The sequence below is a fragment of the Microcoleus sp. SVA1B4 genome (assembly GCF_036700545.1).
Lineage (GTDB): Bacteria > Cyanobacteriota > Cyanobacteriia > Cyanobacteriales > Microcoleaceae > Microcoleus.
The window spans coordinates 18,181-42,410 of record NZ_JAUBPB010000061.1 but is presented as its reverse complement, the minus strand read 5'-3'; the positions used below and the strand labels follow the sequence as shown (position 1 = coordinate 42,410).

Here is a 24,230-nt window from a genome sequence, read left to right as displayed (position 1 = left end):
CGATCGCGTTTGAGCCAGTCGTCGAGTACATCAAAGATGCCTCTTTCGGTCTGGGCGCGTCCGACTGCGATTGTCATTTACGCAAATCTCCAAATGGATATAATTACAACGGATCTGTCTCTAGTCACAACTTCCCACCTCATAGCTCTGCTGTAGCATAAAATGAGTGGAGTGTGAATATAATTTACGTTTCTTTACCGCTGATGATGATTATAAAGGGAAATCTTTACAATAGCAAGAGCGAATTTTAAGTTTTGAGTAAGTTGGTAGTTCTGACGGGCAAGGCAATAGATCAACTGGGTTTCGGAGCGATCGGCCGATCGCTCAAAGCAGGAAAATGATTGAGCAAGCGGGTTTCTCTCTCAATCGAGTATGAGAGAATCTGGGTTTCTGATCTCAGGACAATTGCTCAAAGCCGGAAAATGATTGAGCAAGCGGGTTTCTCTCTCAATCGAGTAGGAGAGAATCCGGGTTTCTGAGCGATCGGGCAATTGCTGAGCATGAAAATGATTGAGCAACCGCTGGTTAAAAACTAGAGATTGCTAGCGATCGACATTTTGAGTGAATTTAGCACCCAGATGCTAAACGGCAAGCCCCCTATTCCCTCAACCTAGTGGGGAATTACTTTTTTGACATACTCCCCTGCCTAAAGGCGAGAGGATTCTTAACACTTCATCGACCAATGCTACCGAAGTAGTCTTACGAGCGCCTCCATGTTCATTTTAAGTCGTGGCAATGCCCTATCCCGACTATATGTATCGTTTTGTTTAAAAAACATTAACAATACTTTGTTTTGCTTCCAGGTTGGATTTTAACCATTGCCCTTGGGTCTTTCCCTATTACTGGATCAGTCCCGGTTTCAACTCAAGATGAGTATATATCGCTGCAATCTTAGGTGGGGATTTCAACCAATTAAACTATAGCATAAAGCCGTCCTTTTAGGACGGGGCTTGCATCCCATTTTCTCTGTCAATCAAAATCCGCCTCAATGATTTAACAAAAATGTTGTCTTGGCTGTCATATTCGGTAAAGAACTGCTTACGATTGGGCGTTTTACGATTTGGCGTTTGCGGTGGCTTTACCTGTAATCATTTTAGGTTAAATCCTATAGATTTAACTAGGTTTATCACAAACGGTTACGAACCCGCAAGACTTAGGAACTGTCACAAGCGCTTTAGGGTGGCCTAGCCCCACAGCATCACCCACCAACTAAACGATAAACATCGGAACATCTGGACTTTTTAGTTGCCAAATTAAATAATTTGACAGCTTACTCGACAGCACCTAAAGCTTTTAGCAAGGATTTTTGCCCTTGAGTTAAACCTGTAACGCCCTTGATATTCATGCCTTCATAAATTCTTGAATGGGAGAGATTTTTTCCATATTTCTGCATTTCAACCGTTGAAAATTCAATCGTTTGTTCGCGGTCATCTCTAACTAAATTATGACTATTTTCTCTGGGTCTACTAAAAACCGATTTGGCTAAATTAGATCCAGAAAAGTTGACTTGGTACAGATTAACACCCCTCATATCTGCTTGCCAAATAGTGATATCAGAAAAATCAGCGCCCGTTAAATCTAGTTGAAGTTGACATAATAAATTGAAGATATTACCAGCCCCATATCCGGGTGCTACACCCTGCTCTGCTAATTTGATTAAAATGTAATTTAGTTTTTCGGCTAACTTTTCGGTGGTGTTGTAGGTAACTAGGAGTCGGGAAATTAAAGGCGTAACAATGGCGCTAATTTGATTTTTCCTGACCGACTCTTCGGCTGTAGCTTTAATCAGAGCATAGTTTTGAAGAAAAGGAAACAAGGAACAAGAGGATGTAGAACTATTGCATTCTTCTCTAGTAATTTCTTGGTAGAGTTGCTCAATTATTTTTTCTGTGATATAATCTCTGATTAATGGCTGCTGAGTGAAGCCAAAAATACTTTTTTCCGGGACTTGAATTGCGGCTTTTTCAATGAGAGAGCGCCACTGGAGAGATTCTAAGCTTTCTAATAATTCTGCGTGGAAAACGGGCGGGACGATATCATTTAGAAGTTCTGTAGGCAAAACTGGTTCTCGGTTAATGGCTAACCAGTAAATAATTTGTTTCTCTATCGGAGATAAGCGATTAAATTGTTCATCTAACCAAAGGCGAATGCCATTAAAAATAGTTTCTTCTTGTTCTAAGAAATCTCGAATATTTCCCGCAAATAAATCTTGTATGGAACTCGCTGCTATTTTTAAAGCTATAGGATTACCTTGGTAGCATTTTATTAGTTCCGCTTCTTCAGCAGCGGTTCCTATTAAAGACTTAAGTTTGAGGATTTCCTTGGCTGCGACTGGTGCTAAACCTTGCAGTTGCAAGAATCGGACGGGTAAAGTTGCTCCGGTTAAAGATGCAATTTCTCTCGCTTTTTCTCTGCTGACAATTAACACGCAACTTTGGTGATTGGTTTCAGCAATTTGTCTCAGAAGTTGGCTGTAGTTAGAGAATCCCTCGCGGTAAGTACCTGCATAGCTACCACTCTGGAAAAGGAAGTCTAAATCATCAAGGATAATCAGACACCGATGTTCCTGTAAATACTTGATGAGAAGAGAGATACGTTCGCCTACAACCTGGGTTAAATCGGTATTTTGCTCGTTTGAAAAAAATTGGATAAGTTTAGCTAATTCTTCTGGTAAAGGTGAACTATTCCGAAGGCTTTTCCAGACGACAAATTCAAATTCACTTTGAATTTCTTTGGCTAACTTTACCGATAAAGCAGTTTTACCAATGCCCTCCATACCTATAATGGTAATTAAGCGGCAACGATCTTGTAAAATCCAATGTTTAAGAGTAGCTAATTCTTGGCTACGCCCGTAGAAAATAGAAACGTCGATCGCCTCTGATAAATTGTGGTGGGTTTTTGTTACTAAGGAAGGATTTGGGAAGGCGATCGCTTGTTCCTCTGGATAACGTTTTAAGCCCAAAGCTTCCCAAAGGTGACAATTAGCCCAACAATCGGGCAAATGGGGTGATGTTGTTGTCGGTGTTTTATCTGGAGACGGGCGTGTACATGATTCAAGGATTGAGTGAATATTGCGTTTTGTGACTTGAGTTCCCAATGCCAAAGAAATTGTTCGCCATAATTGGGAACCGATATCTTTTAAGTAGTCGGCATCGTATCCTGATGTATCCGCCATGTTTTGATAAGACTTTCCTTGCCAAGATTGGCGGAATACTAGGTCTTGAACGTCGTTTAAGTGGCCTGGTTTGAGTAGGGTGTCTAAAATGGCTAAGGCTTCTTCGAGAGTCATTAGCTGTAAGTGTAAAACAGTGACTAAGTAATTACTCTTATAGACTATCACTTTTTCTAACTATTGTTACTTCTTTTTACTTTATTTATCAAATCTTCATATAAACTTCTGGCCTTTTCTGACTTTTTCCCACTGTGGAGGTTGAGGTGAGAAGGTTATTGTGTGTTTATAAAATGATTTTCGCAGGAACAAGAAGAAAATTGCAAACTGTGAGGTCAAGATGCGTCTATTTCAGAGAGGTACAGTCATGATTAATCGAAAAATATTTGTATTAGCTTCTGTGGGCTTATTCGGTTCTTTATTACCCTTATTTGACCTTCCGAATAGAGCCTTAGCCGGGTGTGGTTTTCTTGATATTACTTGTAATCCCCGTCAGTGGGACTCTCCAACGAAGACTATACGAAACAACATTAATCCTCCAATGCCACAAAGAAGGAGTGAAATTTATGAGAGTTTTACCCTCATCAATCAAAGTAATGAACCTCTGTCTGTTGCCTATGGAGAGTATATTCCTATGAGAAGTTCTTCAGGGGGTGGAAGCACATCTAGCCTTGCAGTAATGACCCACCCTTATTGGGTTTCTAAAGGCTGGTGGTCTGTTAATCCAGGTGAATCCAAGGTTGTCTACGAAACACAAACCAAGGGAAAGAGCATCTACATACGGATAACCTCAAAAAGTGGGGTTAAGGTTCCAGCTCAGTTTGAGCGTATAGCTGAATTTTGTGTTTCTAATCAGGCGTATAGCTCTCAAACAGAAGAGGCGGAACCACACTCCAGATTTTCTTTGACAATTGATGGTCAATCTAAACGAGGATCTTCATGCGAACAGATAGGGGGGCATTTGGAAAGCTTTTGGCAGATGAAAGCTCATACAAATTTCACCATTAACCAATAGATGTAAAATGACATAAAATCTTTCCTGATTTAAAACAAGTTTGAGGCTTTGATTGGGTGAGGTAATTTATACAAGTGTTGACATCATCCAATTATATTTTTGGCATCTATTTGGTCCCAAAGATCGGGGTGACAGAACATTTCTGCTTCAACCTTTATCCGATTTCCAGACGAGAAGCAGAAATTGGTATGGCGATCGTTACCAACCTCAAATAACTCGAAATCCTCAACCGTCAATGAAGGTTGAGGTTAATTTATTCAGGGCTATCTTGCATTTTTTTACACTGGTCATCAATTAGACTATTTATTCCTTTCAATCCAGTTTTGAATTTCGTCCAACACTAGAGAGTCTATTTGTTTTTCTTCAATGCTCCCACTCCCTAAATAGATATTTTTGTTAGATACAAGGGTGAGATAGACCGAAAATGTTGAAATCATTCCATATTCACTCCCTGAAGATGACTCTATGATCGTGAAGTTCAAGAAATTATCAATACTCTGATTAATTTTATGTTTTCTGACTGGACTTTCTTGAAACACTTCAATTTGATTGGTTTTAAAATTGAAAGTACATAATGAAGACCGAATTGTATAACCAACCGTATAAAAGCCATAACCGACGGCTCCCAACAGGAGACATATTGAAAATAAATTGCCACCAATATCAGAGAGCCACATCGGCAACAATAAAAGGAAGAACCCTAAAATTAATACAACCATTATGACGATGAAGCTCACTGAAAATTTGCCTTTTTTTCCAACTTTAAAGGAAATTCGCTCGGAATTTTTTTCCAAGATTTTGACGACACACATTTTTACACCTCATAATTGTTGAATTATGTCACAGTTATTATATTAGTATACTATATCAATAGTCCGGACAGTTTTTATATGGCCCAATGGCTTATGCTCGCTTGACTTTGAGCCACTGTGGATAATTAAATCAATGTCAGCTCCACCCCTGACAGGCATTTAATTCGACTTTTTTATGCTTCTTGCCCCGCGTAAGCTTGTAGTCTCGTTCCAAAAACTGTCCGGAGTATTGCTATATTATACTTTAATAATTTGTAACACTTCAGCATTAGCACGCTCGCTATTAGGATTTACGCACTGTAATGGTGTGGCAAAGGTTTGGAATTGCTTCGGAAGCCTCGCAATGACAGAATTGCGTTAGTTGTGCTTAAGTTCTGACTATAAACACAGCGATCGCTTTTTTCGAGGGTCATGAGCTGTGATATTAAAACGCTGACTAAGTGATTTTTCTCATACGTTATTACTTTTTCTGACTATTTTTACTTTTTTTTACTGTATTTATCAAATCTTCATATAAAGTGCTGGCTTTTTATGACTTTTTCCCACTGTGGGGGCTGAGGTTATGAGGTTAAGCTGTGTTTAGAAACAGTTAAGAGCCTCCAGGAGGCACAGGTATGAAAATTAATAATTTTCGCACTTCTCTTGCAACATTTGTTCTTGGTTCAGCTACATTGGCTGTTGGTATGTTTTCATTTTCTCCACCAGCACAGGCTTGGTTTAAGGTCTGTAATAAATCAGGTTCAACAGCTACGGTAGCCTTTGCATATCCTGAAGGCGGGGGTTGGACTTCACACGGTTGGTACAGGCTCAAATCAGGTGAATGTGCTACAACCTATCATCCTTCGCTCAAAAACAGGTTTTATTATGTTTATGGTGTAAGTGAAAGTGGAGGACAGTGGGGTGGGAATCATCGTTTTTGTACCGTGGAATCTGAGTTTACAATGGCTAGTTCAGATCGACGCTGTGGATCTAATGGTGAGTGGAAGGGCTTTGAACAGGTAGACACAGGTAACGCCAAGAATTTTACATACACTCTCACTGAGTGACTCTAACAGAGTGAAATGTACAGAATATCTCAGTGAAAACTCCATTAATAGTGTGCGTTATTAACGCGCTACCTATCGATAGTGTTGATAGACAAATCTTGCCTACGTCCTCTCTAATTAATGTTCACTCCATTGCCAAAGTTCAAAGTCTCCTCAACAGATTACTCAGTGAAGGAAAAGAGATGTTTACTAATAATTTCCCAAAAGATTCTTACCGTATTCTTTCTTGTGACGGTGGTGTAATTCGCGGTATTTTAACGGCTGCTTTACTAGAAGAGCTAGAAAAACAGCTAAGAGCAAAGAACCCGGATCGGCAATTAAGAGATTACTTTGATATCATTGCAGGAACTTCGACAGGTAGTCTCTTAGCCTGTGGAATTGCCAACGGAATTTCAGCCAAGGAAATGAAGGAATTGTACCGGTACACTGGCCTCCAAATTTTCCCTCCACTAAAAGACACTTTGAGGAGTTTAATTTGGCGGTTACTGAATGAAGAGATAGATTTTAGTGAATTTGACACTTTTAACCTCTTGCATAGAGGTAAGGAAGATACCAAGAAATTTATGAGTCAACCCGTCTATGACGGCGAAGGTCTGGAGGACGTACTAAAGGATATATTTGGCTGTCAGCAACTTGGTGAGTTGCCAAAATTAGTGATCGTCCCAAGCTACGATGTTTATAATCACGATGCTGTAATCTTCAAAAACAACGCAGAAGAGTTTAAAACGATGCCAGTATGGGAAGTTTGTAGAGCCTCCTGCGCTGCGCCTGTTGCTTTTCCTGCTCACGTTACCCAGAATGAGGAATTTCTTAAATCTCTTAAAGAAAAGGCGAAAAAAGCAGGGGAAGAACCAAACATAAAAGTCCCTGATGACGGTATTCCGTTGATTGATGGCGGTATAGTTGCTAATAACCCTGTACTTTGTGCGATCGCAGAATGTCGGACACAATTTAAGACTCTTCCTTCTGTTGTGGCTTCTTTTGGTTCCGGTTGGACTTTGAATCGGATTACAGTTCGGGAAGCGAAAGGGTGGGGTGGCTTTAATTGGACAAGCTTGCTAAGAAATATCCCTCTGATGGATGTATTTTCTGATGGTTCAACTGATGCTACTGATTATATTGCCAAACAATTGCTTAAGGGAGAGAGTGAATATTTTCGCTTTCAACCACTTCTAAAAGAAAATGTTAGTGCTTTTAGTGCTGATCCCGATAATCTCGATTTATTGGTTGAGATAGCAGAAAGGTTCTTGGAAACTCAGGAATGCAAGGATGATATGACTAAGCTTGTTGAGTCTCTGACCTCATCAGATCGCTCCTTCTTAGGTTCTCTGGTGGCTGCGAGTGCCTAACTTGAGTGAGTCGTAGGGTACGCTAGTATTTCCCCACTATTGAGTTGACATTCAGTTTAAAGGCAATCGCGCACCCTACAGAAGTAACTCACGCACTGAAAAAACTTACTGGATAAAGATGTCCTGCAAATAAAAACCTTGATTTCTAATTTTTTAGGCAAGTGAATTAGGAAATTCAAAACTAGAGTTTGCATCCATACTCTTGTCACCTCTGTCATTATTTTATACACAGCTATTGCTTTGACTTATAAAACACTCCCCGCACAAAGTCAGACTTGCTGGGAAAGGTTTGATCCCGCAGCATCCCAAAAACTTTTCCGTGGAAAAGTTGGTTATCCCATTGGTAAAATATTGATTATAAATGAGACCAATCCAACTGTAACTGTTATATTATCTCACCCTGACAGTGACGGTCGCGCATTTGCTGTTTGGAATATCAAACCAGGTAGTCAAAATTTACGCTGGGATGGCAAGCCAATCAATATAGGTGCTAATTGGGGGATTAATATAGGGTCATCTTCTTGTATTGGTCCTGTTGGAAAAGCTGCTAAGACAGCACATGAGGTTGTGGGACATGACGAAATGTACTATTACATTAGGGCAAACTAGAATGACAACTTCTGATACAAAAACGAGTCGGTTGGATAACAATGACTTTCTGTTTCCAGCTAGGTATATCGGCGGCTATACCTGGCTGGATGAATATGACTTAAATACAGATGCAATCGGGCAAGGAATCACACTTGCTCTTGACGCTACAGATCAAAGCAAATTTGACACATTCTTAGAAATTATAGATGCCAATACGGGTAAGGTTCTTGCTGATAATGACGATGAGGGTGGTATTAGTACAAACTCATTGATTGCGCCTGGTCAGCCTTCCCAAAGTGGTGATATATTTGACATTTCAACAATTCCTGATTCTTTGACAATTGACGGCACTACCAAGTACAAAGTGCGCGTCTTTAGCGTAGATTCTGTTACCGACCTATTGTCTACTTATCCCTACACTTTACAGGCCAGCGTTCCTAATGGTAATGTCAGTTTAGTTCCAAGAGGTAGCAACTTTAGCAGCCCTCTAACGGGCAGTACCGTTGCATTAACTGGTAAATTGGATGTCAACAAAGACTTTACTTTTCCAGGTATAGGTGGTAACACACTTGCTGATGAATTTCTCGTAAGTACATCACTCGACAACGAACCGCTCAAAATTTCCCTTAGCAGTACAACAATAGGCTTTGACCCTTTCGTAGCAGTCATCAGCCCTAAGAATCCCGAAATTTTTGTCTCAGATAATAACAGCGGCGGCGGTTTGAACTCACAGCTTACTGTTCCGCGCGCAGGTATTGATTACAGAATCCGCGTCAGCAGTAACACTACATTTCCCAATTCCACAGCTTCTGCTGCTGATTACAGTTTACAGGTCAGTGTTGCTCAAGGTAGCGTCACATTAACCCCTCGGAGTGGCGAAACTCTGCAACTAGGGCGCAGTGGTGGAAAAGTACCCGACGGTTCTACATTGCCAGATATTTCTAATGGGGGAACATCGCCACAGATTTTCGGTACACCTGTAGATATCGCAACACCAACAATTAATGCCCCCGGCCCAGGTAATCCTACAGGGCAATCAGCAAACACTGTTACGGGCCTGTTTTACAACCTCTCAGACAGTAAGGATGATATTTTGCTGTTCTCACTGCCCTCGACTGCTACTGGCAAACAAATCTTAGCCCTATCTGGCAGCGATAATATTATTGGCACCAGTGGCGCTGATACGGTTAACGGAATGCAAGGAGCCGATACAATTGACGGAGGTGCTGGTAATGACAGTTTATCCGGCGGTAAAGAGTCAGATTCCCTTGAAGGTGGTGCTGGCGACGACGATATATTAGGCAACAATGACAACGATACTCTTACCGGAGGAGAAGGCAATGATACTATCCGGGGCGGTAAAGAGAAAGATAGCCTGACTGGTGGTGGTGGCGATGACTTTCTCTATGGCGATCGCCATCAAGATTTTCTCACCGGTGGCCATGGAAACGATACATTTGTCTTAGCTGGGGGACAGATAGCAGCGCTCAGTTTAACAGATGCAGATGTGATTACAGACTTCAAGACTGGGGACAAAATTGGTCTCACCGACGGGAATACATTTGGCGGCCTCTCCTTTGAAAATGTCAGTTTGACTCTGACTGGACAACCTGCTGTCAATTCTATAGCAATTAAAGTTAAAGCCGACTCCAGTTATTTGGGTATCGTTCAAGGGGTGGCGAAAAGCACTTTGACGACAAATGCTTTTGTGATTCTGTAGCATGGGCTTTGTCCACTCTATTTGAGTGGAATTAATCGCGATCGCCTTTGAGTTTGAGATGAGGCGATCGCACTTGTATTCTTCCTGTGCGAGGGGCGATCGCACTCATCACCGTGTGCCAGTTGCGTCCATGACCACGAATTTCAAAGGTGGTACCCGCCACGTGATTTATCCGTGGGATCAATCCAAAATCTAAAATCTAAAATCCTCAAGCCCCCGAATTGATCTCGCGCAAGTCAATCCAAAATCTAAAATCTAAAATCTAAAATCGAATGACTGTCCTCATCTTCCCCACCCCCCCATCTTTTCCATCCCATCATCCTCTTCTGCTCCTCAGCACCTATACTTAAAATTGGGATCTTACAGTTAATTTTTTTAAACCGAATGTTCAGCATTGACATCATTGTGAAAAATACGCCCGTCTCGCTGTCGGTGCAGCGGAAGTTGGAGGAAGACGCTGAGACTGTTTACCAGCAGGTACTGGCGGCGATTCGCAACTCCCAACCGCAAATTTTGGAACTCACCTGCGAGAAAAATCCTGAGAAAAAGGTGGCTGTACTCAGCAGCGAGATTTCTGGGGTGGTGGTTTCTCAGAAATCGGGGGCGTCATCTACAGGCCGATCCCCTGGTTTTGTCTCGATGACAGCAGAATGAGGGCTGGGGGTGTTGGTGCCGATATGAGCCAATCAGCCGTTGCTGTGCGGGATTTGGGTTTTTGCTGGCCGTCGGGCGATCGAGTGTTGCAAGGTTGCTCTCTGGATGTACCCAAGGGCGAGTTTTGGATGCTTTTGGGCACTAACGGCAGCGGCAAGTCTACGCTGTTGAGGCTGATGGCTGGGCTGCTGCACCCCCAGTCGGGGGAAATTGACCTGAGTGGGCGAGTGGGTTTTGTGTTCCAAAATCCGGATCACCAATTGGTGATGCCGACGGTGGGTGCGGATGTGGCTTTTGGTTTGGTGGAGGAAAAGCTTTCTAACGTTCAGGTGCGGGAGAGGGTGGCGGAGGCTTTGGAGGCTGTGAATTTGCTGGATTTGCAGCGGCGACCGATTTATGCTTTGAGTGGGGGCCAGAAGCAGCGAATTGCTCTTGCTGGGGCGATCGCCCGTCACTGCGAAATTCTGCTGTTGGACGAACCGACGGCTTTGTTAGATCCTGATTCTCAGTTGGATTTGGTGGCGGCGGTGCAGCGGTTGGTGAAAAATCGCGGGATTACGGCTTTGTGGGTGACTCACCGTTTGGATGAGTTGAATTATTGTGATGGGGCTTTTTTGTTGGAAAAGGGCGAAGTGGTCGATCGGGGAGATCCGGCGCGTTTGAAGCAGCGGTTGATGCAAAGTCAAGATGTTTAGCTGTTAAGTAGCGGACGTAAAATAGCTGTAGAAGTCAAAGAGTCGCTAGGAGCAAAAAAATGACCGTTGAAGAAGCCATCATCGATAAGGTGCGGGTGTTGCCACCTGAAAAGCAACAAGAGGTGTTAGCGTTCATCGAGTTTTTGGATTCGGATGAGTGGGAGCATATCTATAAAGGGCGGTTTAAGGAACTCCAGCAAGAAGTGCAGATCGGAATTGATGCGGCGGATCGAGGAGATGTCATCGATGCTGACGTGATGTTTCAAAGGTTGCGGGACAAACTACGGCAGCAGCAAGCTCAGGTAGGTCAATGAGCCATGTTTGCAGGTTCACAGTTCCCGCCAGTCGAGATATCGAAGCCATCATTGACTATGTGGCTGATAACAGCAGCTTTGATGCTGCGGAACGGTTGCTCAATAGAATTAACGATCAGTGCAAGAGGTTGGCAAGCTTTCCCAATATGGGACGGAAGCGGGATGAGCTGGCTCCCAAGGTGCGAAGTTTCCCGATCGATGATTACCTAATTTTCTATCGTGCTATTGAGGAAGGTATTGAAGTTTTGCGAGTCGTCAGCGGTTATCGGGATTTACGGGTTCTATTCTCACAATCGGATGAGGATCGATCGTGTGAGTGAGTAGCCATGAAGCATTGGAAGGTGAAGAGCTTCAAGATAAGGTAGCAGCGTGCCAGCTTGATACCAAATTAATCTCGCAATCCTCGATCGCGCAACCAAGCATCTGCCCAAATTGTATCGGCCTCTGACAGTGCTGGTATGAGTTCCCAGTTGCGATAATCTATCTTGAGGTCGTAACTTGCTATGTCGTAAATTTGAGTGAATAATTCCTGCAAATTGATTATAGGTTCGGTATCGCCCGATCGCAGTGGTAAAGGAAAAGCCGGGAGCGGGTTCTGCACGTTAAAAGCGTACAAATCTGCTCTGGGACGGCGATTTCCCCGACACACCAAAACACTATAGTGGCTTTCAATGTCATTGCCAATAACTGGCATTTTTTGACCGCGCCGCAATAAATCTATTTCAATTAAATGAGTGCGACTGGATAAAATTTCTTCTCGCTTTTCTTCGTACATTTGTCGTCCTTTTCCTGTGCGCTTATTGCTAGGCGAGAGGATTTCAATCAGGGTGATTAGTTCTTGGTTTCCTCTTTCTCTAATTTCTAAATAGCCTTCCCGAACCTGGTAGGGCATCGGAATATTTACTGTCAATGGTTGTGTTGGTGGCGCTGCAACGGCTACGTTTGATGTGATTAATTCGGTTGTAGTTCTTGGCTGAATTACGTTTACATCAGGAATGCCAATTGATAAATTGTCGTCAGCGGTTTCATAGATTCTCACTTCCAACGAGACTAAATACTTAGGACGCAGTTGGGGAGACAAAAACCTAAAAATTTCACTAATTAACAAGTGATGTAGGGCAGGCCAGAGTTCAGGATGCTCTAAATACGGGTCCATACCGGGAAAGGGAGATGGCATTGATGTGACTCCTTGACTCAAATCTATTTCTAGTTTAGTTGAATATTTGTGGAACAGGCATCTTGCCTGTTTCTTGGGCGGGCTCTCCGGCCCACCCCACAACATATTTTAATGTTGGTGGAACCGGCATCTTACCTGTTGTTCACACTTTTCAACGCTTAAACTTCGATCGACAATTGCGTCGGAATTGGAACGCTGTTTTCATCTAAGACAGACAGCGCATTCACGAAAACAATTGTATGCGGGACTGCGGGCATTAAGCGGCGCAGTGCATTTAGGTAAGATTCGGCATCGGGGCGACGGCTGAAACGGGCGACTGTTAAGCGCTGACAGTTGGGGAGGTGGCGAATTATGCACTCCCGGTTGAAGTCGATCGCGATATGTCGATTGTTTTGGTATCATAGATGTGTTCTGCCCACTTTTGTGGGTGGTAAAGGAAAGGCGTTCGCCCTTGATTTCTCAGGTCGGAGGGCGATCGCTAATTTGATAATATTAATCTTATGATACGTTCGTATCGACTGTCAAGTGCAAGATGGGTCTAATTCGGTTGCGGGTTCGAGAACTAGCTGAAGAGAAGGGTTGGACGCTTAAAGAAGTTTCTGAGCGATCGGGCATTCCTTACAGTACGGTTAGAAGCTATGCCCATTCTCCCAAGCTGGCAACGGTAGATTACACAGCTTTAAACAGAATGGCTCGCGTGTTTGATATTGCGATCGAAGATTTAGTTGAGATTTTGGAAGAGTAGGCTGATTAATCGTTGGGAATAGGGGACGAATTAGGCTGCGAGTTCGAGAATTTGCTCAAGAGAAGGGTTGGAATCTGACAGAAGTATCCAAAAGAACAGGTATTCCATATACCACGATCGCCACCTATGCCAGTTCTCCAGGTATGGCAACTGTTGACTACACGGCTTTGGACAAGATGGCCCGTGCCTTCGATATTGCGATCGAAGATTTAGTCGAGATTTTGGAACAGTAAACTGATTTGTCAGCGGGAAGATGGGGCTAATACGGTTGCGAGTTCGAGAACTAGCTGAGGAAAAGGGTTGGACGCTGAAAGAAGTTTCCGAGAGAACGGGCATTCCCTACAGCACGGTTAAAAAATACGCCCAAGCTCCCAAAATGGCAACGGTGGACTACACGGCTTTGCAGAAACTTGCTGCTGTCTTCGATTTGATGGTGGAAGATTTGGTTGAGGTTTTGGAACGGTAAACTGATTTGTGATTTAGTTTTTGCACTTCTTGCAACAGTCCGTCGGGGGTTGAAACCCCCGCCTCAAAGCTCAAGTCGTCTAAAGACGACTGAAAAAGCGATCGCTCTCCGCTTCAATCCTTTTTTTTAAATTTTGAATCAATCATTTCTTCAGTCCACAAAGCGTGGACTTTCGTTTTGAGGCAGGGGTTTAAACCCCTGCCGGAATGTCGCAACAAATGCAAGATATTTGTTCGATGCCCTCCCAAAGTTCAGAAAGGGGTAGAGTTTGTCCGGTTACAGCTTGGCGCCAGGATGTGCGAAAGCTTTCTCCTGAAAAATCTGTGTCTGCTTCGGGCGTGATTTTTTTTTCTAGAGAATGGGTTTGTTGAATGATTGTGGATAGTGTTTTTAGGAGTTCAAGCTGCTCTATGAAGGAAAGTGACTGAGCCAGATTTATGGCTTGTTGAAGTTGTGATGTCATGGTCTATCCTCCATCTTTAATTTTTCATTTTGCATTTTTAAGCCTGAGCAACCATTCCAACATACTGAAAATCTCAGAAGTGACTGAACGTTACTCTAAGTTTATCAAAATTACGAAAAAAAGGGAGAAATTATCGCTCTCCCCTTCTCCTCTGCGCCTTTACGATTCCTTCCCTACTTCATCTCATATCCAAACAAATTCGGATCGACTTCTCCCAAATTCAAATCGGCCAAACCATACTCAGCCCAACGCCTTTCTACCATCGCAGCCACATCAGGATCGGACTCCAAAACTTCCCCCCATTCGTGATCGGTTTCCGGCGGCATCTTCGTAGTAGCATCAATCCCCATTCTGCCTCCCAAACCAATCTTTTCACTGGCAAAATCTAACGTATCAAAAGGCGTATTCGGCAGAATAAATACATCCCGAACAGGATCGACTTTAGAACTAATTGCCCAAACTACTTGACGCGGGTCGCGAATGTTGATACTTTTATCGACAACAATCACAAACTTAGTGTAAGTAAACTGCGGTAAAGCACTCCAAAATGCTAAAGCAGCCCTGCGCGCTTGACCGGGATATGCTTTATCGATCGAGATAATTGCCGCTTTATAACTCAGGGCTTCCATCGGTAAGAAGAAATCGACAATTTCCGATACTTGCTGCCGCAAAATAGGGGTATAAATACGGTTAAGCGCGATCGCCATCATTGCTTCTTCTTTCGGCGGCCGCCCGCTAAATGTGGTCAGATAAATCGGGTCTTTGCGGTGCGTCATGCAGTGGAACCGCACCAACGGCGAATCCTCCACGCCGCCGTAATAACCCATGTGATCCCCGAAGGGCCCGTCGGGCAGAACTTCCCCCGGCGTAATCGTTCCTTCTAACACGATTTCCGAGTCCGCCGGTACTTCCAAATCTACTGTTTTGCACTTCGCCAATTGCACGCCGGAACCGCCGTAAAGTCCGGCAAATAACCATTCCGATAAATCTACAGGAATTGGGGTTGCTGCGGCGAGAATAATCAGGGGATCGACTCCCAGGGCGATCGCAACTTCCAACTTTTTACCAGCCTGCGCCGCTTTCCGCAAGTGTCGCGCCCCGCCCCGCACCGATAACCAGTGTACAGTCATCGTGTTTTTTGACTGCAACTGCAACCGATAAACCCCCACATTCGGCGTGCCCGTTTCGCAATCTTTGGTAATTACTAAACCGAGGGTGATAATTTTGCCCGCATCTCCCGGATAGGGGCGAATCATCGGGATTTTGTTCAAATCCAGCCCTTCTCCCTCCAGTACCACTTGCTGACAAGCTGGGAAAAAGTCGCGCCCCGGTTTGGCCTTCACTACGTCGAACAGCACTTTACCGAATTCTATCGCTTGGGAAATCTTTTTCGGCGGTTTTGGCTGTTGTAGCATTCCTAATTTTTTGCCGAGTTCTTCTAATTCGATCGGCTTTTCCATGTTCATCGCCCAGCAAACGCGCTCTTCCGTACCCAACAGGTTGATTGCGACGGGGAATTCGGCCCCTTTGACGTTTTCAAACAGCAGTCCAGGGCCGCCTTTTTGCAGCATTTGGTTGGAAATTTCGGCAATTTCGAGGTCGGAATCGACTAAGGCGCTAATCCGGCGCAGTTGTCCCCGTTCTTCGAGTAGTTTTAGGAATCCCCGCAAGTCTCTAGCCATTTTTTTTAAGAATTGTTAACGTTCTTTTGTTATTATGAGCTGATCGACTGCCACAAGTTACTCTTGAACCCGTCAAAGAATATCTATTTAACGAACCGCGAAGACGCCAAGGGCACGTTCGGCGAAGCCGTTCCCGTTCCCCGCAGGGGTTCCCGAAGGGTAGGGTAGGAAGAGAAAGAAGAAGATAGGTGATGCCTTGTTCGGTTCGGGAGTAGGGAATGAGAATTAAATAACTTCCACTCTTGAAAGTGGGATGGGCCTAAGAGCCCGTCCTTTTTGGACGGGCTCTTAGGCCCATCCCACAATAACAATTAAAATTGTAAGTTATTTAATTCGCGATCCTAGGCTGCATAATGGGTTACATGAAATGTCCAAGATGCGAATCTGACGAAGTTCGTAAAAACGGCCGTCCCAACGGGCACCAGCGGTATCTTTGCAAAGCTTGCCGCAAACATTTTTTTGACCCGCCCAGTCCGCCGTCTTTAAGTCGCAAATGCACGGAAACACGGTTAAGCGAAGTTATCCTGCAAGGAATCGAGTCTGCAACCACCACAGAGTCCGGCGGGATTGCGATTTTGCTGTTAGATGCCGAAAATCTGAAACTTAAGGTTAATACAGAACAATTCTTAGCCGATTTGTGCGACTATCCCCTGCAAGTTAAAATTGCTTTTGCTAACTGGAAAAATCCGAGTATCGGCAAGTTGGATGCTGAACTTTACGATCGCGGTTACGAACTGATTCACGTTCCGGGCGGTGCTAATAGTGCTGACGGTAAAATGATTGCTTTTGGCGCGGCTATTTTATATCGATATCGGGATGTAAAACAAGTTTTTGTCTGTTCTTCGGATGGTTTGTTAAATCATCTTTGCAATCAGTTGCAAAATCAGGGAGTGACTGTGTTTCGGGTGCGTCGGCAAAATTCAGTTTTGTCTGTAGAAAACTGTCAGAATGGTGAGAGCAAGCACTATTCTTGCGAAAGGGAAGAGGAAATCCCTAGTTTTGCAGAATTGGCTAATCAAGTTGCAGAGTTGTTGAAGGCTGAACACAAATCTATTGATGAGCGGATCGCTCGTTTTTCTAGTGTGGCTGAGCTTTTTCAAGAGCGCCACACTATTGTTTTCCCTTCTACAACTTCCCCTGCTGCACTGTCGGAGTCAGCAGAAGACAAAATTTCTTCTGGGACTAAAGAGTGTATAACTCCTCTTGTCGTGGATCTAGATATTGAATCCCAAAAAGTTCCCGAAACCAAGTCAGTCAATTCAATTGGGATTCATTCGCTGGATGCTTTAGAAAAGATACTTGTAGCAATGATTGCGAAAGCGATAGTTGATTTAAAACAAAATGCTATTCCCGTCACAACAATCAAGAAACAATTTTATACTAAATATCAGTGTCATGCCGATTTAATTGTGAAAAATTTTTTGCCTGATTCTAGTCTAATTAATTTTTTTAAATCGCGTCCGTCTGTTTTCAAAATGGAATTGCTCGGTAACGAACATCAAGTGGCGATCGCTCCCAAAGCAGCAGCATCTTCAAAAACACAGTCCTCAGCCGCCCTGGAAGCATCTATAGCAAATATTGTACAGGCATTAACTGCTAAATCTCCCGGCAATTACATTGGCATTAACCAGGTAGCGACCGAATTTCACAAGCAATACGGTCAACCAATTACTAAAAAGCTGCAATCGCTGCATTTGGGGAGCAATTTTCACGATTTTTTGCAGTCATGCCAAAAATTCAAAGTTCAGAAAAAGGGTAAGGAGCATCAAGTGGCGATCGCCAAAGTTACGGATTAAATATATGACTCAAAAGTCATAAATTGTGAGGGTAAGGTGCGCTTGGACGTACCTTACAAGCTATAGCAGTCGCCAAGGTGCTTAGGTAACGCTCGCTCTTCGACTAGGCTCATGTACTCCCTGGCGATCGTATTCAAGATTGAGGTCAATCGATTTTAGATTTTAGATTTGAGATTAAAGAATTGAAGCATTGACCCCACAGATAAATTCGGGGGCTTGTATCCTGGATGCTTTCGGTCAAATAGACAACTTTTCGCCTCTCAGGTTTTAATCGGGCGGCCCACTTTTCTTTCAACCAGTCCGAGGCTTTAATCCTCAGTTATCGAATTGCTTACCTATTCTTAACCCTTTTTGATTAGCTATTGTGATAAATTATCAGAGAACATCAGTTATTTTAAATAACCATCTACTAGCAATCATTAGTTATTAGTTTTTAAAGCTAATTTTTTGAGTCAGTTTGCAGCGACTCAATTACTGAATAATAATTAATCCCTCACTAACTAGCACGAAAAATTAATTATTTTTAAACTATCAAGACACTCTCGATCGCCAACAATCAAAAGCCCAGGTTTAAATGAAAACTGCCCCTTCGCATCTGCCACCCCCTGAGTCTAAGCTTTGGCAGCGCAATTTAACCTCAGCTATGTGGAAAGAGTATGCTTTACACGCTCTATTGGGAATACTTGGGTGTATTCCCGCATTCATCACCCTAGGAATTATTACAGTCCTGATTTATGAAACAGCTATTTTCTTCCAAGAAGTACCTTTGTGGAGATTTTTGACAGATACGCAGTGGACGCCGCTGTTTCCTAATAAAACCTTTGGCATTATGGTACTTGCCAGCGGCACATTGTTGACAACGGCGATCGCCATGACTGTTGCCGTGCCTATTGGCTTCCTCACTGCCATCTACCTCAGCGAATACGCTCCCCATAGAGTGCGTTATCTGCTCAAACCCTTTATAGAAACTCTATCGGGCATCCCCACTGTAGTCTATGGCTATTTTGCTCTGTTATTTGTCACCCCGCTGCTGCAAAAACTTATCCCCAATCTAGCCGGGTTTAGCCCTTTAAGCGCAGGTTTAGTCACTGGCATAATGATTGCACCTATTGTATCTTCTATGAGTGAAGACGCTATTCAAAATGTCCCAAAACGATTACAGGAAGCAGCTTATGCTTTAGGTTTTACCAAACCAGAAATTATCACTAAAATAATTTTACCAGTCGCATTTCCCGGCATCATTGCCTCCTTTACATTAGCAGCTTCTCGCTGTTTGGGAGAAACCCTAATCGCCTCCATTGCAGCCGGACAAAATCCCCACTTTGCTCTGAATCCGCTAGAAGCAGTATCGACAATGACTGCTTTTATCATTCAAGTAAGTTTGGGTGATGTACCTATAAATTCTCTAGAATTTCACACTATTTTCACAGTAGGGACGGTCATATTTTTGATGACCTCGATCCTCAACACACTGAGTCACTTGCTTGTCCGGCGTCACCGCGATTTAATGTTAGAAGTCCCAATTGGCAGCCCGGAGGTAAATCAAGAACATTTAGCTATTAATTCTCGGTCAGATATCGCTCAATACTCCCCTCAAAAAATACCAAATATTCCTCACATTTTTCAGCCTGATTTCACCAAACGTCACTTCCTAGATCGAATATTCATAATTCTCACCGTTATTCCACCTTTGGTTTTAATAACCGTTCTAGGGCTTTTATTATTTGATGTGTCTCAAGATGGTCTCTCGCGCCTTAACTGGCAATTTATCACGTCATTTGCTTCCAGGAACCCCGAAGAAGCAGGAATTTACGTAGCCTTAGCGGGAACTTTTTGGTTGCTGGGATTAACTGCAATTTTCGCTACTCCCATTGGAGTAGGAGCAGCCATTTATCTCGAAGAATACGTCCCCAATAATCTATTTAGCGAATTCCTCGAAATTAACATTGCAAATTTAGCAGCAATGCCCTCTATTATTTATGGCTTGCTAGGGCTGGGAGTATTTGTTCACGGATTAGGATTTGTGACTGGCAAGTACAGTTTACTTTCTGCGTCCCTCACTCTATCAGTAATCGCTTTACCCACAATAATTATAGCTACTCGTTCAGCACTGCGCGCCGTTTCCCATAGCTTGCGCGAAGGAGGCACCGCTACAGGAATGACTCGGTGGCAGGTTTTGTGGCATCTAGTCCTGCCATCTGCAATGCCCGGTATTTTAACGGGAATTTCTTTATCCCTCTCCCGCGCAATTGGCGAAACTGCCCCGCTAATTGCGGTAGGTGCATCGGCTTTTATTACCTTTACGCCTGCTTTATCTCTGGAGGGGTTACGCAGTCCTTTTACCGCTCTACCAGTTCAAATATTTAACTGGGTTTCTCGAAGTCAAGCCGATTTCCAACAAAATGCAGCAGCAGCAATTATCTTGCTAATTGGCATTCTATTTGTGATGAATATTTCGGCTATAATATTGCGAGATAGCTGTAGCAAAAAAAAAGCTTAAAGCATCAAATAGCAATTAGCAAGCCTCACCCAAGTAGCAATAAAATTCCGCACCTGTAAACCTAAAAATCCAGGATTAGGATTGTAATGGATAAATTATTGCTTCTTCCTTACACCCCCCTATCTGCAATTCCCAATCGCCAATACCCAGTTTCTTTGTACCTATGCAAACAGATTTTGAATTGCCAACACCCCTAGAAGCTATTTTGCGCGTCCAGCAACTATCCGTATCCTACAATGACACTTTAGCCATACAAGGAATCAATATGGAAATTTACAAAAATCAAGTTACAGGATTTATCGGCCCTTCTAGCTGCGGAAAAACGACTCTGCTGCGCTGTTTTAACCGCATCAACGACTTAGTTAAAGGCGCTAAAATAACCGGAAAAATTACTTTTTACGATCGAGACATCACAGAGTTCAATCTCATAGAGATTCGCCGCCGCATCGGTATGGTATTTCAAAAACCCAATCCATTCCCCAAATCGATTTACGAGAACATTGCTTTGGGACTTCGCGTCAACGGCTATCGGGGAAATATTGACGAGCTTGTCGAAGATTCTCTCCGTCAAGCAGCGCTGTGGGATGAAGTAAAAGACCGGCTTAATAAAAATGCTATGACTTTATCAGGGGGCCAGCAGCAGCGACTTTGCATTGCTAGAGCCTTAGCACTTCAACCAGAGGTAATTTTGATGGATGAACCTTGTTCAGCGCTCGATCCAATTTCAACTTTACGCATAGAAGAATTGATTAACAGGCTGAAGAAGCATTACACAATTGTTATAGTCACGCACAATTTACAGCAGGCTTCAAGAGTTGCTGATCTTGTTGCCTTTTTCAATATCAAGATTCAAGAAGGAAGGCGAGTGGGCGAACTTGTAGAGTATGCTTCAGCTCCTTCTATATTCCTGAGTCCTCAACATAAAACGACCTCTGATTATGTGGGCACTTACAGCCGCATAGATAGTGTAATTAGTTGAAAAATTAGGGTGCGTTATATCTAGTTGTAACGCACCTTAATTGAGTCATTGATTATCCAAATCGACCTTCTACATATTCTTGCGTTTGCTGCTTGGCAGGACTGTTAAAAATAGTCTTAGTTTGATTAAACTCGACCATTTCACCTAAATACATGAAAGCTGTATAGTCAGAAACCCGTGCGGCTTGCTGCATATTGTGAGTAACAATTAGAATTGTCACTTGTTCCTTCAATTCGGCAATTAAAGCTTCGATGCTGGAAGTTGCGATCGGGTCTAGGGCAGAAGTTGGTTCGTCAAATAAAATTATCTCAGGTTCGGTTGCGAGAGCTCTAGCAATGCACAACCGCTGCTGTTGACCTCCCGAAAGATTAAACGCCAAATCATTTAATCTGTCTTTTACTTCATTCCACAAAGCCGCGCCCTGCAGAGCTTTTTCGACTTTTTCATCCATGACGCTGCGCTTCGTTTGACCCCGCACTCGCAACCCATAAACTACATTTTCATAGATTGACTTGGGAAAAGGATTTGGCTTTTGAAATACCATGCTAATCCGCATCCGAACTTCGATGGGATCTACCTTGCGGCTGAGGATATTAATCTCATCGGAGTCCAGCAAGATTTCCCCTTCGTAACGATTGCCGGGATAGAGGTCGTGCATCCTATTAAAACACCGCAGCAGCGTAGTTTTGCCACAGCCAGACGGGCCAATTAGCGCGGTCACTTTTTTATCATCAACAACTAGGTTGATATTTTTCAGTGCCTGAGTTGAACCGTAGAAAAAATTCAGGTTTCTGACTTCAGCTTTTGCCTTAACGGTAGTTGAAGACGAAGAGTTGGTTGTGATTTTTTTTACCATTTGATGTTTTTGCGGAAAATATAGCGGAGATAAATTGCCAAGCCATTCATTGCCAAAGTCATCGCCAGTATTATCAGGCCTGCTGCGGCAGCGTTGTTTTGAAATTCCGGTTGCGGGCGGGATACCCAGTTGAACATTTGCATGGGCATGACTGTGAAGGGTGACATCAGCCATTTAAACGAAACATAAGGAAATTCGGATTGCAGGGGAGAGTCGGGCAAAAAGGCAATAAATGTGAGAGCCCCAATTGTAATTAGAGGTGCTGTTTCTCCGATCGCCCTTGACAACCCCACAATTACTCCTGTCATAATACTGCCAGCGGAGTATGGCAAAACGTGATCCGAAATCGTTTGCCACTTGGTAGCGCCTGTGGCGTAGGAAGCTTCCCTGATCTCATTAGGAATAGCCCTCAGTGCCTCGCGAGTAGTAACAATTACTACTGGTAAAATCAGCAGTGCTAAAGTCAAACCAGCAGTGAGAATGCTCTGACCCAAGTTTAATTGATATACAAAGAAACCTAAAGCTAAAAGTCCATAAACAATTGAAGGAACGCCTGCTAAATTAGTGACATTAATTTCGATAAAATCAGCAACCCAATTTTTCCGGGCGTACTCTTCCAAGTAAATACCCGACGCAATACCCAAGGGAACCGCGGCTAAAGCTGTTACTAACATTACTAAAGCCGAGCCTACCCAAGCAGACAGTACGCCTGCGTCTTCCGCGCGACGGGAGGGGAAGGATGTCAAGAATTGCCAGGAAAGACGCGGTACACCATCGATCGCCAAATCAATGATTAATGCTAACAGGACAACCACGCCTACTAGCATCAACAATAAGCCGATCGCAGCGAAAATGCTGTCCCACAGCTTAGCTTTTGCAATTATTTTTCGGATTTCTTGTATATTTTTTACGGCCATATTTTGGGAGTTAGTAATTGGCAATTGATGATTAGTAATTGGTGAGGAGTTTTGATTCTTGTGTTTAGTTAACTCAAGCCTTAAAACTTTCTTTTTATACCAATTTAATGGGTAGTTTCACATAGCTAGCTCCCCCTAAATCCCCCTTAATAAGGGGAGTAGGGGTTGACTTTGAGAAGAATCCCCCCTTATTAAGGGCGGAGAGAAGAATGTTGTCCCCCCCTTACTAAGGGGGGTTAGGGGGGATCTGATTGTATGGAAACTCACCAAAAATTGGTATTACCCTTACTTAGTATTAGTAGATTTCCCTGTAACGCTTGCTCAGAAAATGCCCAATTATGTTAAATATCAAAGTCATCAACACTAGGGTCAGCCCCGCCACAAAAATTGTTTGATACTCTAAGCTGGCGTGCGGCAAGTCGCCGAGACTAACTTGCACGATATAAGAAGCAATTGTAGCACCGGGTTCCATTGGATTCCAGGTATAACTCGGCTGCAAACCAGAGGCGATCGCGGGGACCATTGTAAGGCCCACAGCGCGAGAAATTGCCAAAATGTAAGAAGCAGAAATTCCCGAAAGTGCAGCGGGAAAAACTACCGACGTTGCTGTTTGAAATCGTGTTGCTCCCATTGCATAAGCGCCTTCCTTGAGATATACTGGCACAGCTCGCATTGCATCTTCGCCGATCGAACTAATGAAGGGTACAATCATAATACCCACCACCAATCCAGCGCTCAACATATTGAATCCCGGTAAATCCGGCAGCACTATTTGCAACATCGGGGTCACAAATAAGAAGGCAAAGTAACCGTAGATTACTGTGGGAACTCCCGCCAGCAATTCCAACGCTGGCTTCATCACCTCGCGCACCCGACTGTCAGCAAATTCGCTCAGGTAAATCGCAATGATTGTACCCATAGGAATTGCCACCATCATTGAAACTCCCGCAATTACCAAAGTACCCGAAACTAGGGGCAAAATCCCGTAGCGAGGCTCGGAAAATAGGGGAGTCCATTCTGTACTCGTGAGAAATTCCACCAAAGAAACTTGTTGGAAGAAACCCAAGGACTCCGAAACTAGGATGTAAAGAATAGCGAAAGTAGTTACTACTGAGGAAAAGGCTGCGAGGAACAGCAAAAAAGCGATCGCACCTTCGCGCAAATCCCTCACTAGCTTTGGGGAAAACGCGGCTTGTTTGGATAATTTCAGTGATTTTTGAGCCATTAGTTATCAAGAGTTATTGGTTATTAGTCATTAGCGATCGGTCATTAGTAGTGACTCTC

At 43.5% G+C, this 24,230-nt stretch carries 24 protein-coding genes; 15 read left to right on the top strand and 9 right to left on the bottom strand.

Annotated elements, in window-relative coordinates; translation table 11 throughout:
- Positions 1 to 1,270: 1,270 nt before the first annotated feature.
- Positions 1,271 to 3,289, bottom strand: a complete 2,019-nt coding sequence (locus tag QT987_RS23075) for an NB-ARC domain-containing protein (RefSeq protein ID WP_333244801.1) — start codon at positions 3,287 to 3,289, stop codon at positions 1,271 to 1,273.
- A 247-nt stretch (positions 3,290 to 3,536) separates the two neighbouring features.
- On the opposite strand from QT987_RS23075, the gene QT987_RS23070 reads away from it, so the two are divergent.
- Positions 3,537 to 4,184 carry a DUF1036 domain-containing protein gene (locus tag QT987_RS23070; RefSeq protein ID WP_333244798.1) on the top strand — a complete coding sequence of 216 codons (648 nt, stop codon included), beginning with the start codon at positions 3,537 to 3,539 and terminating at the stop codon, positions 4,182 to 4,184.
- A gap of 299 nt (positions 4,185 to 4,483) precedes the next feature.
- Here QT987_RS23070 and QT987_RS23065 read toward each other — a convergent pair whose 3' ends face one another.
- A complete protein-coding gene (locus QT987_RS23065) occupies positions 4,484 to 4,996 on the bottom strand; it encodes a hypothetical protein (protein ID WP_333244796.1) in 513 nt (170 codons plus the stop codon).
- Between the two features lie 614 nt (positions 4,997 to 5,610).
- On the opposite strand from QT987_RS23065, the gene QT987_RS23060 reads away from it, so the two are divergent.
- The 4 genes from QT987_RS23060 (at position 5,611) to QT987_RS23045 (ending at position 9,702) form a co-directional block, all read left to right on the top strand.
- Positions 5,611 to 6,042 (top strand): DUF1036 domain-containing protein, encoded by a 432-nt coding sequence (locus QT987_RS23060; protein ID WP_333244793.1) that lies wholly within the window; start codon positions 5,611 to 5,613, stop codon positions 6,040 to 6,042.
- 32 nt (positions 6,043 to 6,074) lie between these two features.
- The gene (locus QT987_RS23055; protein WP_333244790.1) at positions 6,075 to 7,391 is read left to right on the top strand and encodes a patatin-like phospholipase family protein; all 1,317 of its coding nucleotides are present in this window, start codon (positions 6,075 to 6,077) and stop codon (positions 7,389 to 7,391) included.
- 240 nt (positions 7,392 to 7,631) lie between these two features.
- Positions 7,632 to 8,000 (top strand): hypothetical protein, encoded by a 369-nt coding sequence (locus QT987_RS23050; RefSeq protein WP_333244788.1) that lies wholly within the window; start codon positions 7,632 to 7,634, stop codon positions 7,998 to 8,000.
- Position 8,001: 1 nt separating this feature from the next.
- Positions 8,002 to 9,702, top strand: coding sequence for a calcium-binding protein (locus QT987_RS23045; RefSeq protein ID WP_333244785.1), 1,701 nt, complete (start codon positions 8,002 to 8,004; stop codon positions 9,700 to 9,702).
- Positions 9,703 to 9,733: 31 nt separating this feature from the next.
- On the opposite strand, the gene QT987_RS23040 is transcribed toward QT987_RS23045, so the two are convergent.
- Positions 9,734 to 9,865, bottom strand: a complete 132-nt coding sequence (locus QT987_RS23040; protein WP_333244782.1) for a hypothetical protein — start codon at positions 9,863 to 9,865, stop codon at positions 9,734 to 9,736.
- 221 nt (positions 9,866 to 10,086) lie between these two features.
- On the opposite strand from QT987_RS23040, the gene QT987_RS23035 reads away from it, so the two are divergent.
- The 4 genes from QT987_RS23035 to QT987_RS23020 are packed head-to-tail and all read left to right on the top strand — an operon-like array spanning position 10,087 to position 11,685.
- Entirely contained in the window at positions 10,087 to 10,356 is a 270-nt protein-coding gene (locus QT987_RS23035) for a hypothetical protein (RefSeq protein WP_190663726.1), read from the top strand.
- A gap of 23 nt (positions 10,357 to 10,379) precedes the next feature.
- Complete coding sequence (locus tag QT987_RS23030; protein ID WP_333244779.1) at positions 10,380 to 11,051, top strand: ABC transporter ATP-binding protein; 672 nt, start codon at positions 10,380 to 10,382, stop codon at positions 11,049 to 11,051.
- 59 nt (positions 11,052 to 11,110) lie between these two features.
- The gene (locus QT987_RS23025; RefSeq protein ID WP_333125018.1) at positions 11,111 to 11,365 is read left to right on the top strand and encodes a hypothetical protein; all 255 of its coding nucleotides are present in this window, start codon (positions 11,111 to 11,113) and stop codon (positions 11,363 to 11,365) included.
- A complete protein-coding gene (locus QT987_RS23020) occupies positions 11,362 to 11,685 on the top strand; it encodes a type II toxin-antitoxin system RelE/ParE family toxin (RefSeq protein WP_333244776.1) in 324 nt (107 codons plus the stop codon). The genes QT987_RS23025 and QT987_RS23020 overlap by 4 nt, the downstream gene beginning before the upstream one ends.
- A gap of 68 nt (positions 11,686 to 11,753) precedes the next feature.
- Here the strand turns inward: QT987_RS23020 and QT987_RS23015 are convergent, their stop codons facing one another.
- On the bottom strand, positions 11,754 to 12,542 hold the full coding sequence (locus QT987_RS23015; protein WP_333244773.1) for a DUF4058 family protein: 789 nt from the start codon (positions 12,540 to 12,542) through the stop codon (positions 11,754 to 11,756).
- 532 nt (positions 12,543 to 13,074) lie between these two features.
- Here QT987_RS23015 and QT987_RS23010 point away from each other — a divergent pair.
- From QT987_RS23010 to QT987_RS23000, 3 genes are read left to right on the top strand one after another with little or no spacing between them, the layout of a single operon-like run.
- Positions 13,075 to 13,287, top strand: coding sequence for a helix-turn-helix transcriptional regulator (locus QT987_RS23010; protein ID WP_333244770.1), 213 nt, complete (start codon positions 13,075 to 13,077; stop codon positions 13,285 to 13,287).
- Between the two features lie 8 nt (positions 13,288 to 13,295).
- Entirely contained in the window at positions 13,296 to 13,520 is a 225-nt protein-coding gene (locus tag QT987_RS23005; RefSeq protein ID WP_333244804.1) for a helix-turn-helix transcriptional regulator, read from the top strand.
- A 20-nt stretch (positions 13,521 to 13,540) separates the two neighbouring features.
- Positions 13,541 to 13,753 carry a helix-turn-helix transcriptional regulator gene (locus tag QT987_RS23000; RefSeq protein ID WP_333244766.1) on the top strand — a complete coding sequence of 71 codons (213 nt, stop codon included), beginning with the start codon at positions 13,541 to 13,543 and terminating at the stop codon, positions 13,751 to 13,753.
- 190 nt (positions 13,754 to 13,943) lie between these two features.
- On the opposite strand, the gene QT987_RS22995 is transcribed toward QT987_RS23000, so the two are convergent.
- Together QT987_RS22995 and QT987_RS22990 are read right to left on the bottom strand one after the other, a co-directional pair.
- The gene (locus tag QT987_RS22995) at positions 13,944 to 14,216 is read right to left on the bottom strand and encodes a hypothetical protein (protein ID WP_333244763.1); all 273 of its coding nucleotides are present in this window, start codon (positions 14,214 to 14,216) and stop codon (positions 13,944 to 13,946) included.
- Positions 14,217 to 14,389: 173 nt separating this feature from the next.
- Complete coding sequence (locus QT987_RS22990; RefSeq protein WP_333160993.1) at positions 14,390 to 15,898, bottom strand: UbiD family decarboxylase; 1,509 nt, start codon at positions 15,896 to 15,898, stop codon at positions 14,390 to 14,392.
- 362 nt (positions 15,899 to 16,260) lie between these two features.
- Between QT987_RS22990 and QT987_RS22985 the strand changes: the two genes are divergently transcribed.
- From QT987_RS22985 to pstB (QT987_RS22975), 3 genes are all read left to right on the top strand, one after another.
- Positions 16,261 to 17,694 (top strand): IS1/IS1595 family N-terminal zinc-binding domain-containing protein, encoded by a 1,434-nt coding sequence (locus QT987_RS22985; protein ID WP_333244760.1) that lies wholly within the window; start codon positions 16,261 to 16,263, stop codon positions 17,692 to 17,694.
- A 574-nt stretch (positions 17,695 to 18,268) separates the two neighbouring features.
- Positions 18,269 to 20,194 (top strand): phosphate ABC transporter permease PstA, encoded by a 1,926-nt coding sequence (pstA, locus tag QT987_RS22980; RefSeq protein ID WP_333244757.1) that lies wholly within the window; start codon positions 18,269 to 18,271, stop codon positions 20,192 to 20,194.
- A gap of 163 nt (positions 20,195 to 20,357) precedes the next feature.
- A complete protein-coding gene (pstB, locus tag QT987_RS22975; RefSeq protein WP_333244754.1) occupies positions 20,358 to 21,173 on the top strand; it encodes a phosphate ABC transporter ATP-binding protein PstB in 816 nt (271 codons plus the stop codon).
- A 52-nt stretch (positions 21,174 to 21,225) separates the two neighbouring features.
- Here pstB (QT987_RS22975) and pstB (QT987_RS22970) read toward each other — a convergent pair whose 3' ends face one another.
- From pstB (QT987_RS22970) to pstC, 3 genes are all read right to left on the bottom strand, one after another.
- Positions 21,226 to 22,029, bottom strand: a complete 804-nt coding sequence (gene pstB, locus QT987_RS22970) for a phosphate ABC transporter ATP-binding protein PstB (RefSeq protein ID WP_333244751.1) — start codon at positions 22,027 to 22,029, stop codon at positions 21,226 to 21,228.
- Positions 22,023 to 22,946 carry a phosphate ABC transporter permease PstA gene (gene pstA / locus QT987_RS22965; protein WP_333244748.1) on the bottom strand — a complete coding sequence of 308 codons (924 nt, stop codon included), beginning with the start codon at positions 22,944 to 22,946 and terminating at the stop codon, positions 22,023 to 22,025. Before pstA (QT987_RS22965) ends, pstB (QT987_RS22970) begins: the two co-directional genes overlap by 7 nt.
- A gap of 295 nt (positions 22,947 to 23,241) precedes the next feature.
- Positions 23,242 to 24,171 carry a phosphate ABC transporter permease subunit PstC gene (gene pstC / locus QT987_RS22960; RefSeq protein WP_333055221.1) on the bottom strand — a complete coding sequence of 310 codons (930 nt, stop codon included), beginning with the start codon at positions 24,169 to 24,171 and terminating at the stop codon, positions 23,242 to 23,244.
- Positions 24,172 to 24,230 lie beyond the last annotated feature (59 nt).

Coding starts and splice junctions, on each gene's coding strand:
- QT987_RS23075 (WP_333244801.1), bottom strand. CDS start 3,289: ATGACTCTCGAAGAAGCCTTAGCCATTTTAGACACCCTACTCAAACCA.
- QT987_RS23070 (WP_333244798.1), top strand. CDS start 3,537: ATGATTAATCGAAAAATATTTGTATTAGCTTCTGTGGGCTTATTCGGT.
- QT987_RS23065 (WP_333244796.1), bottom strand. CDS start 4,996: ATGTGTGTCGTCAAAATCTTGGAAAAAAATTCCGAGCGAATTTCCTTT.
- QT987_RS23060 (WP_333244793.1), top strand. CDS start 5,611: ATGAAAATTAATAATTTTCGCACTTCTCTTGCAACATTTGTTCTTGGT.
- QT987_RS23045 (WP_333244785.1), top strand. CDS start 8,002: ATGACAACTTCTGATACAAAAACGAGTCGGTTGGATAACAATGACTTT.
- QT987_RS23035 (WP_190663726.1), top strand. CDS start 10,087: ATGTTCAGCATTGACATCATTGTGAAAAATACGCCCGTCTCGCTGTCG.
- QT987_RS23030 (WP_333244779.1), top strand. CDS start 10,380: ATGAGCCAATCAGCCGTTGCTGTGCGGGATTTGGGTTTTTGCTGGCCG.
- QT987_RS23025 (WP_333125018.1), top strand. CDS start 11,111: ATGACCGTTGAAGAAGCCATCATCGATAAGGTGCGGGTGTTGCCACCT.
- QT987_RS23020 (WP_333244776.1), top strand. CDS start 11,362: ATGAGCCATGTTTGCAGGTTCACAGTTCCCGCCAGTCGAGATATCGAA.
- QT987_RS23015 (WP_333244773.1), bottom strand. CDS start 12,542: ATGCCATCTCCCTTTCCCGGTATGGACCCGTATTTAGAGCATCCTGAA.
- QT987_RS23010 (WP_333244770.1), top strand. CDS start 13,075: ATGGGTCTAATTCGGTTGCGGGTTCGAGAACTAGCTGAAGAGAAGGGT.
- QT987_RS23000 (WP_333244766.1), top strand. CDS start 13,541: ATGGGGCTAATACGGTTGCGAGTTCGAGAACTAGCTGAGGAAAAGGGT.
- QT987_RS22995 (WP_333244763.1), bottom strand. CDS start 14,216: ATGACATCACAACTTCAACAAGCCATAAATCTGGCTCAGTCACTTTCC.
- QT987_RS22990 (WP_333160993.1), bottom strand. CDS start 15,898: ATGGCTAGAGACTTGCGGGGATTCCTAAAACTACTCGAAGAACGGGGA.
- QT987_RS22985 (WP_333244760.1), top strand. CDS start 16,261: ATGAAATGTCCAAGATGCGAATCTGACGAAGTTCGTAAAAACGGCCGT.
- pstA (WP_333244757.1), top strand. CDS start 18,269: ATGAAAACTGCCCCTTCGCATCTGCCACCCCCTGAGTCTAAGCTTTGG.
- pstB (WP_333244754.1), top strand. CDS start 20,358: ATGCAAACAGATTTTGAATTGCCAACACCCCTAGAAGCTATTTTGCGC.
- pstB (WP_333244751.1), bottom strand. CDS start 22,029: ATGGTAAAAAAAATCACAACCAACTCTTCGTCTTCAACTACCGTTAAG.
- pstA (WP_333244748.1), bottom strand. CDS start 22,946: ATGGCCGTAAAAAATATACAAGAAATCCGAAAAATAATTGCAAAAGCT.
- pstC (WP_333055221.1), bottom strand. CDS start 24,171: ATGGCTCAAAAATCACTGAAATTATCCAAACAAGCCGCGTTTTCCCCA.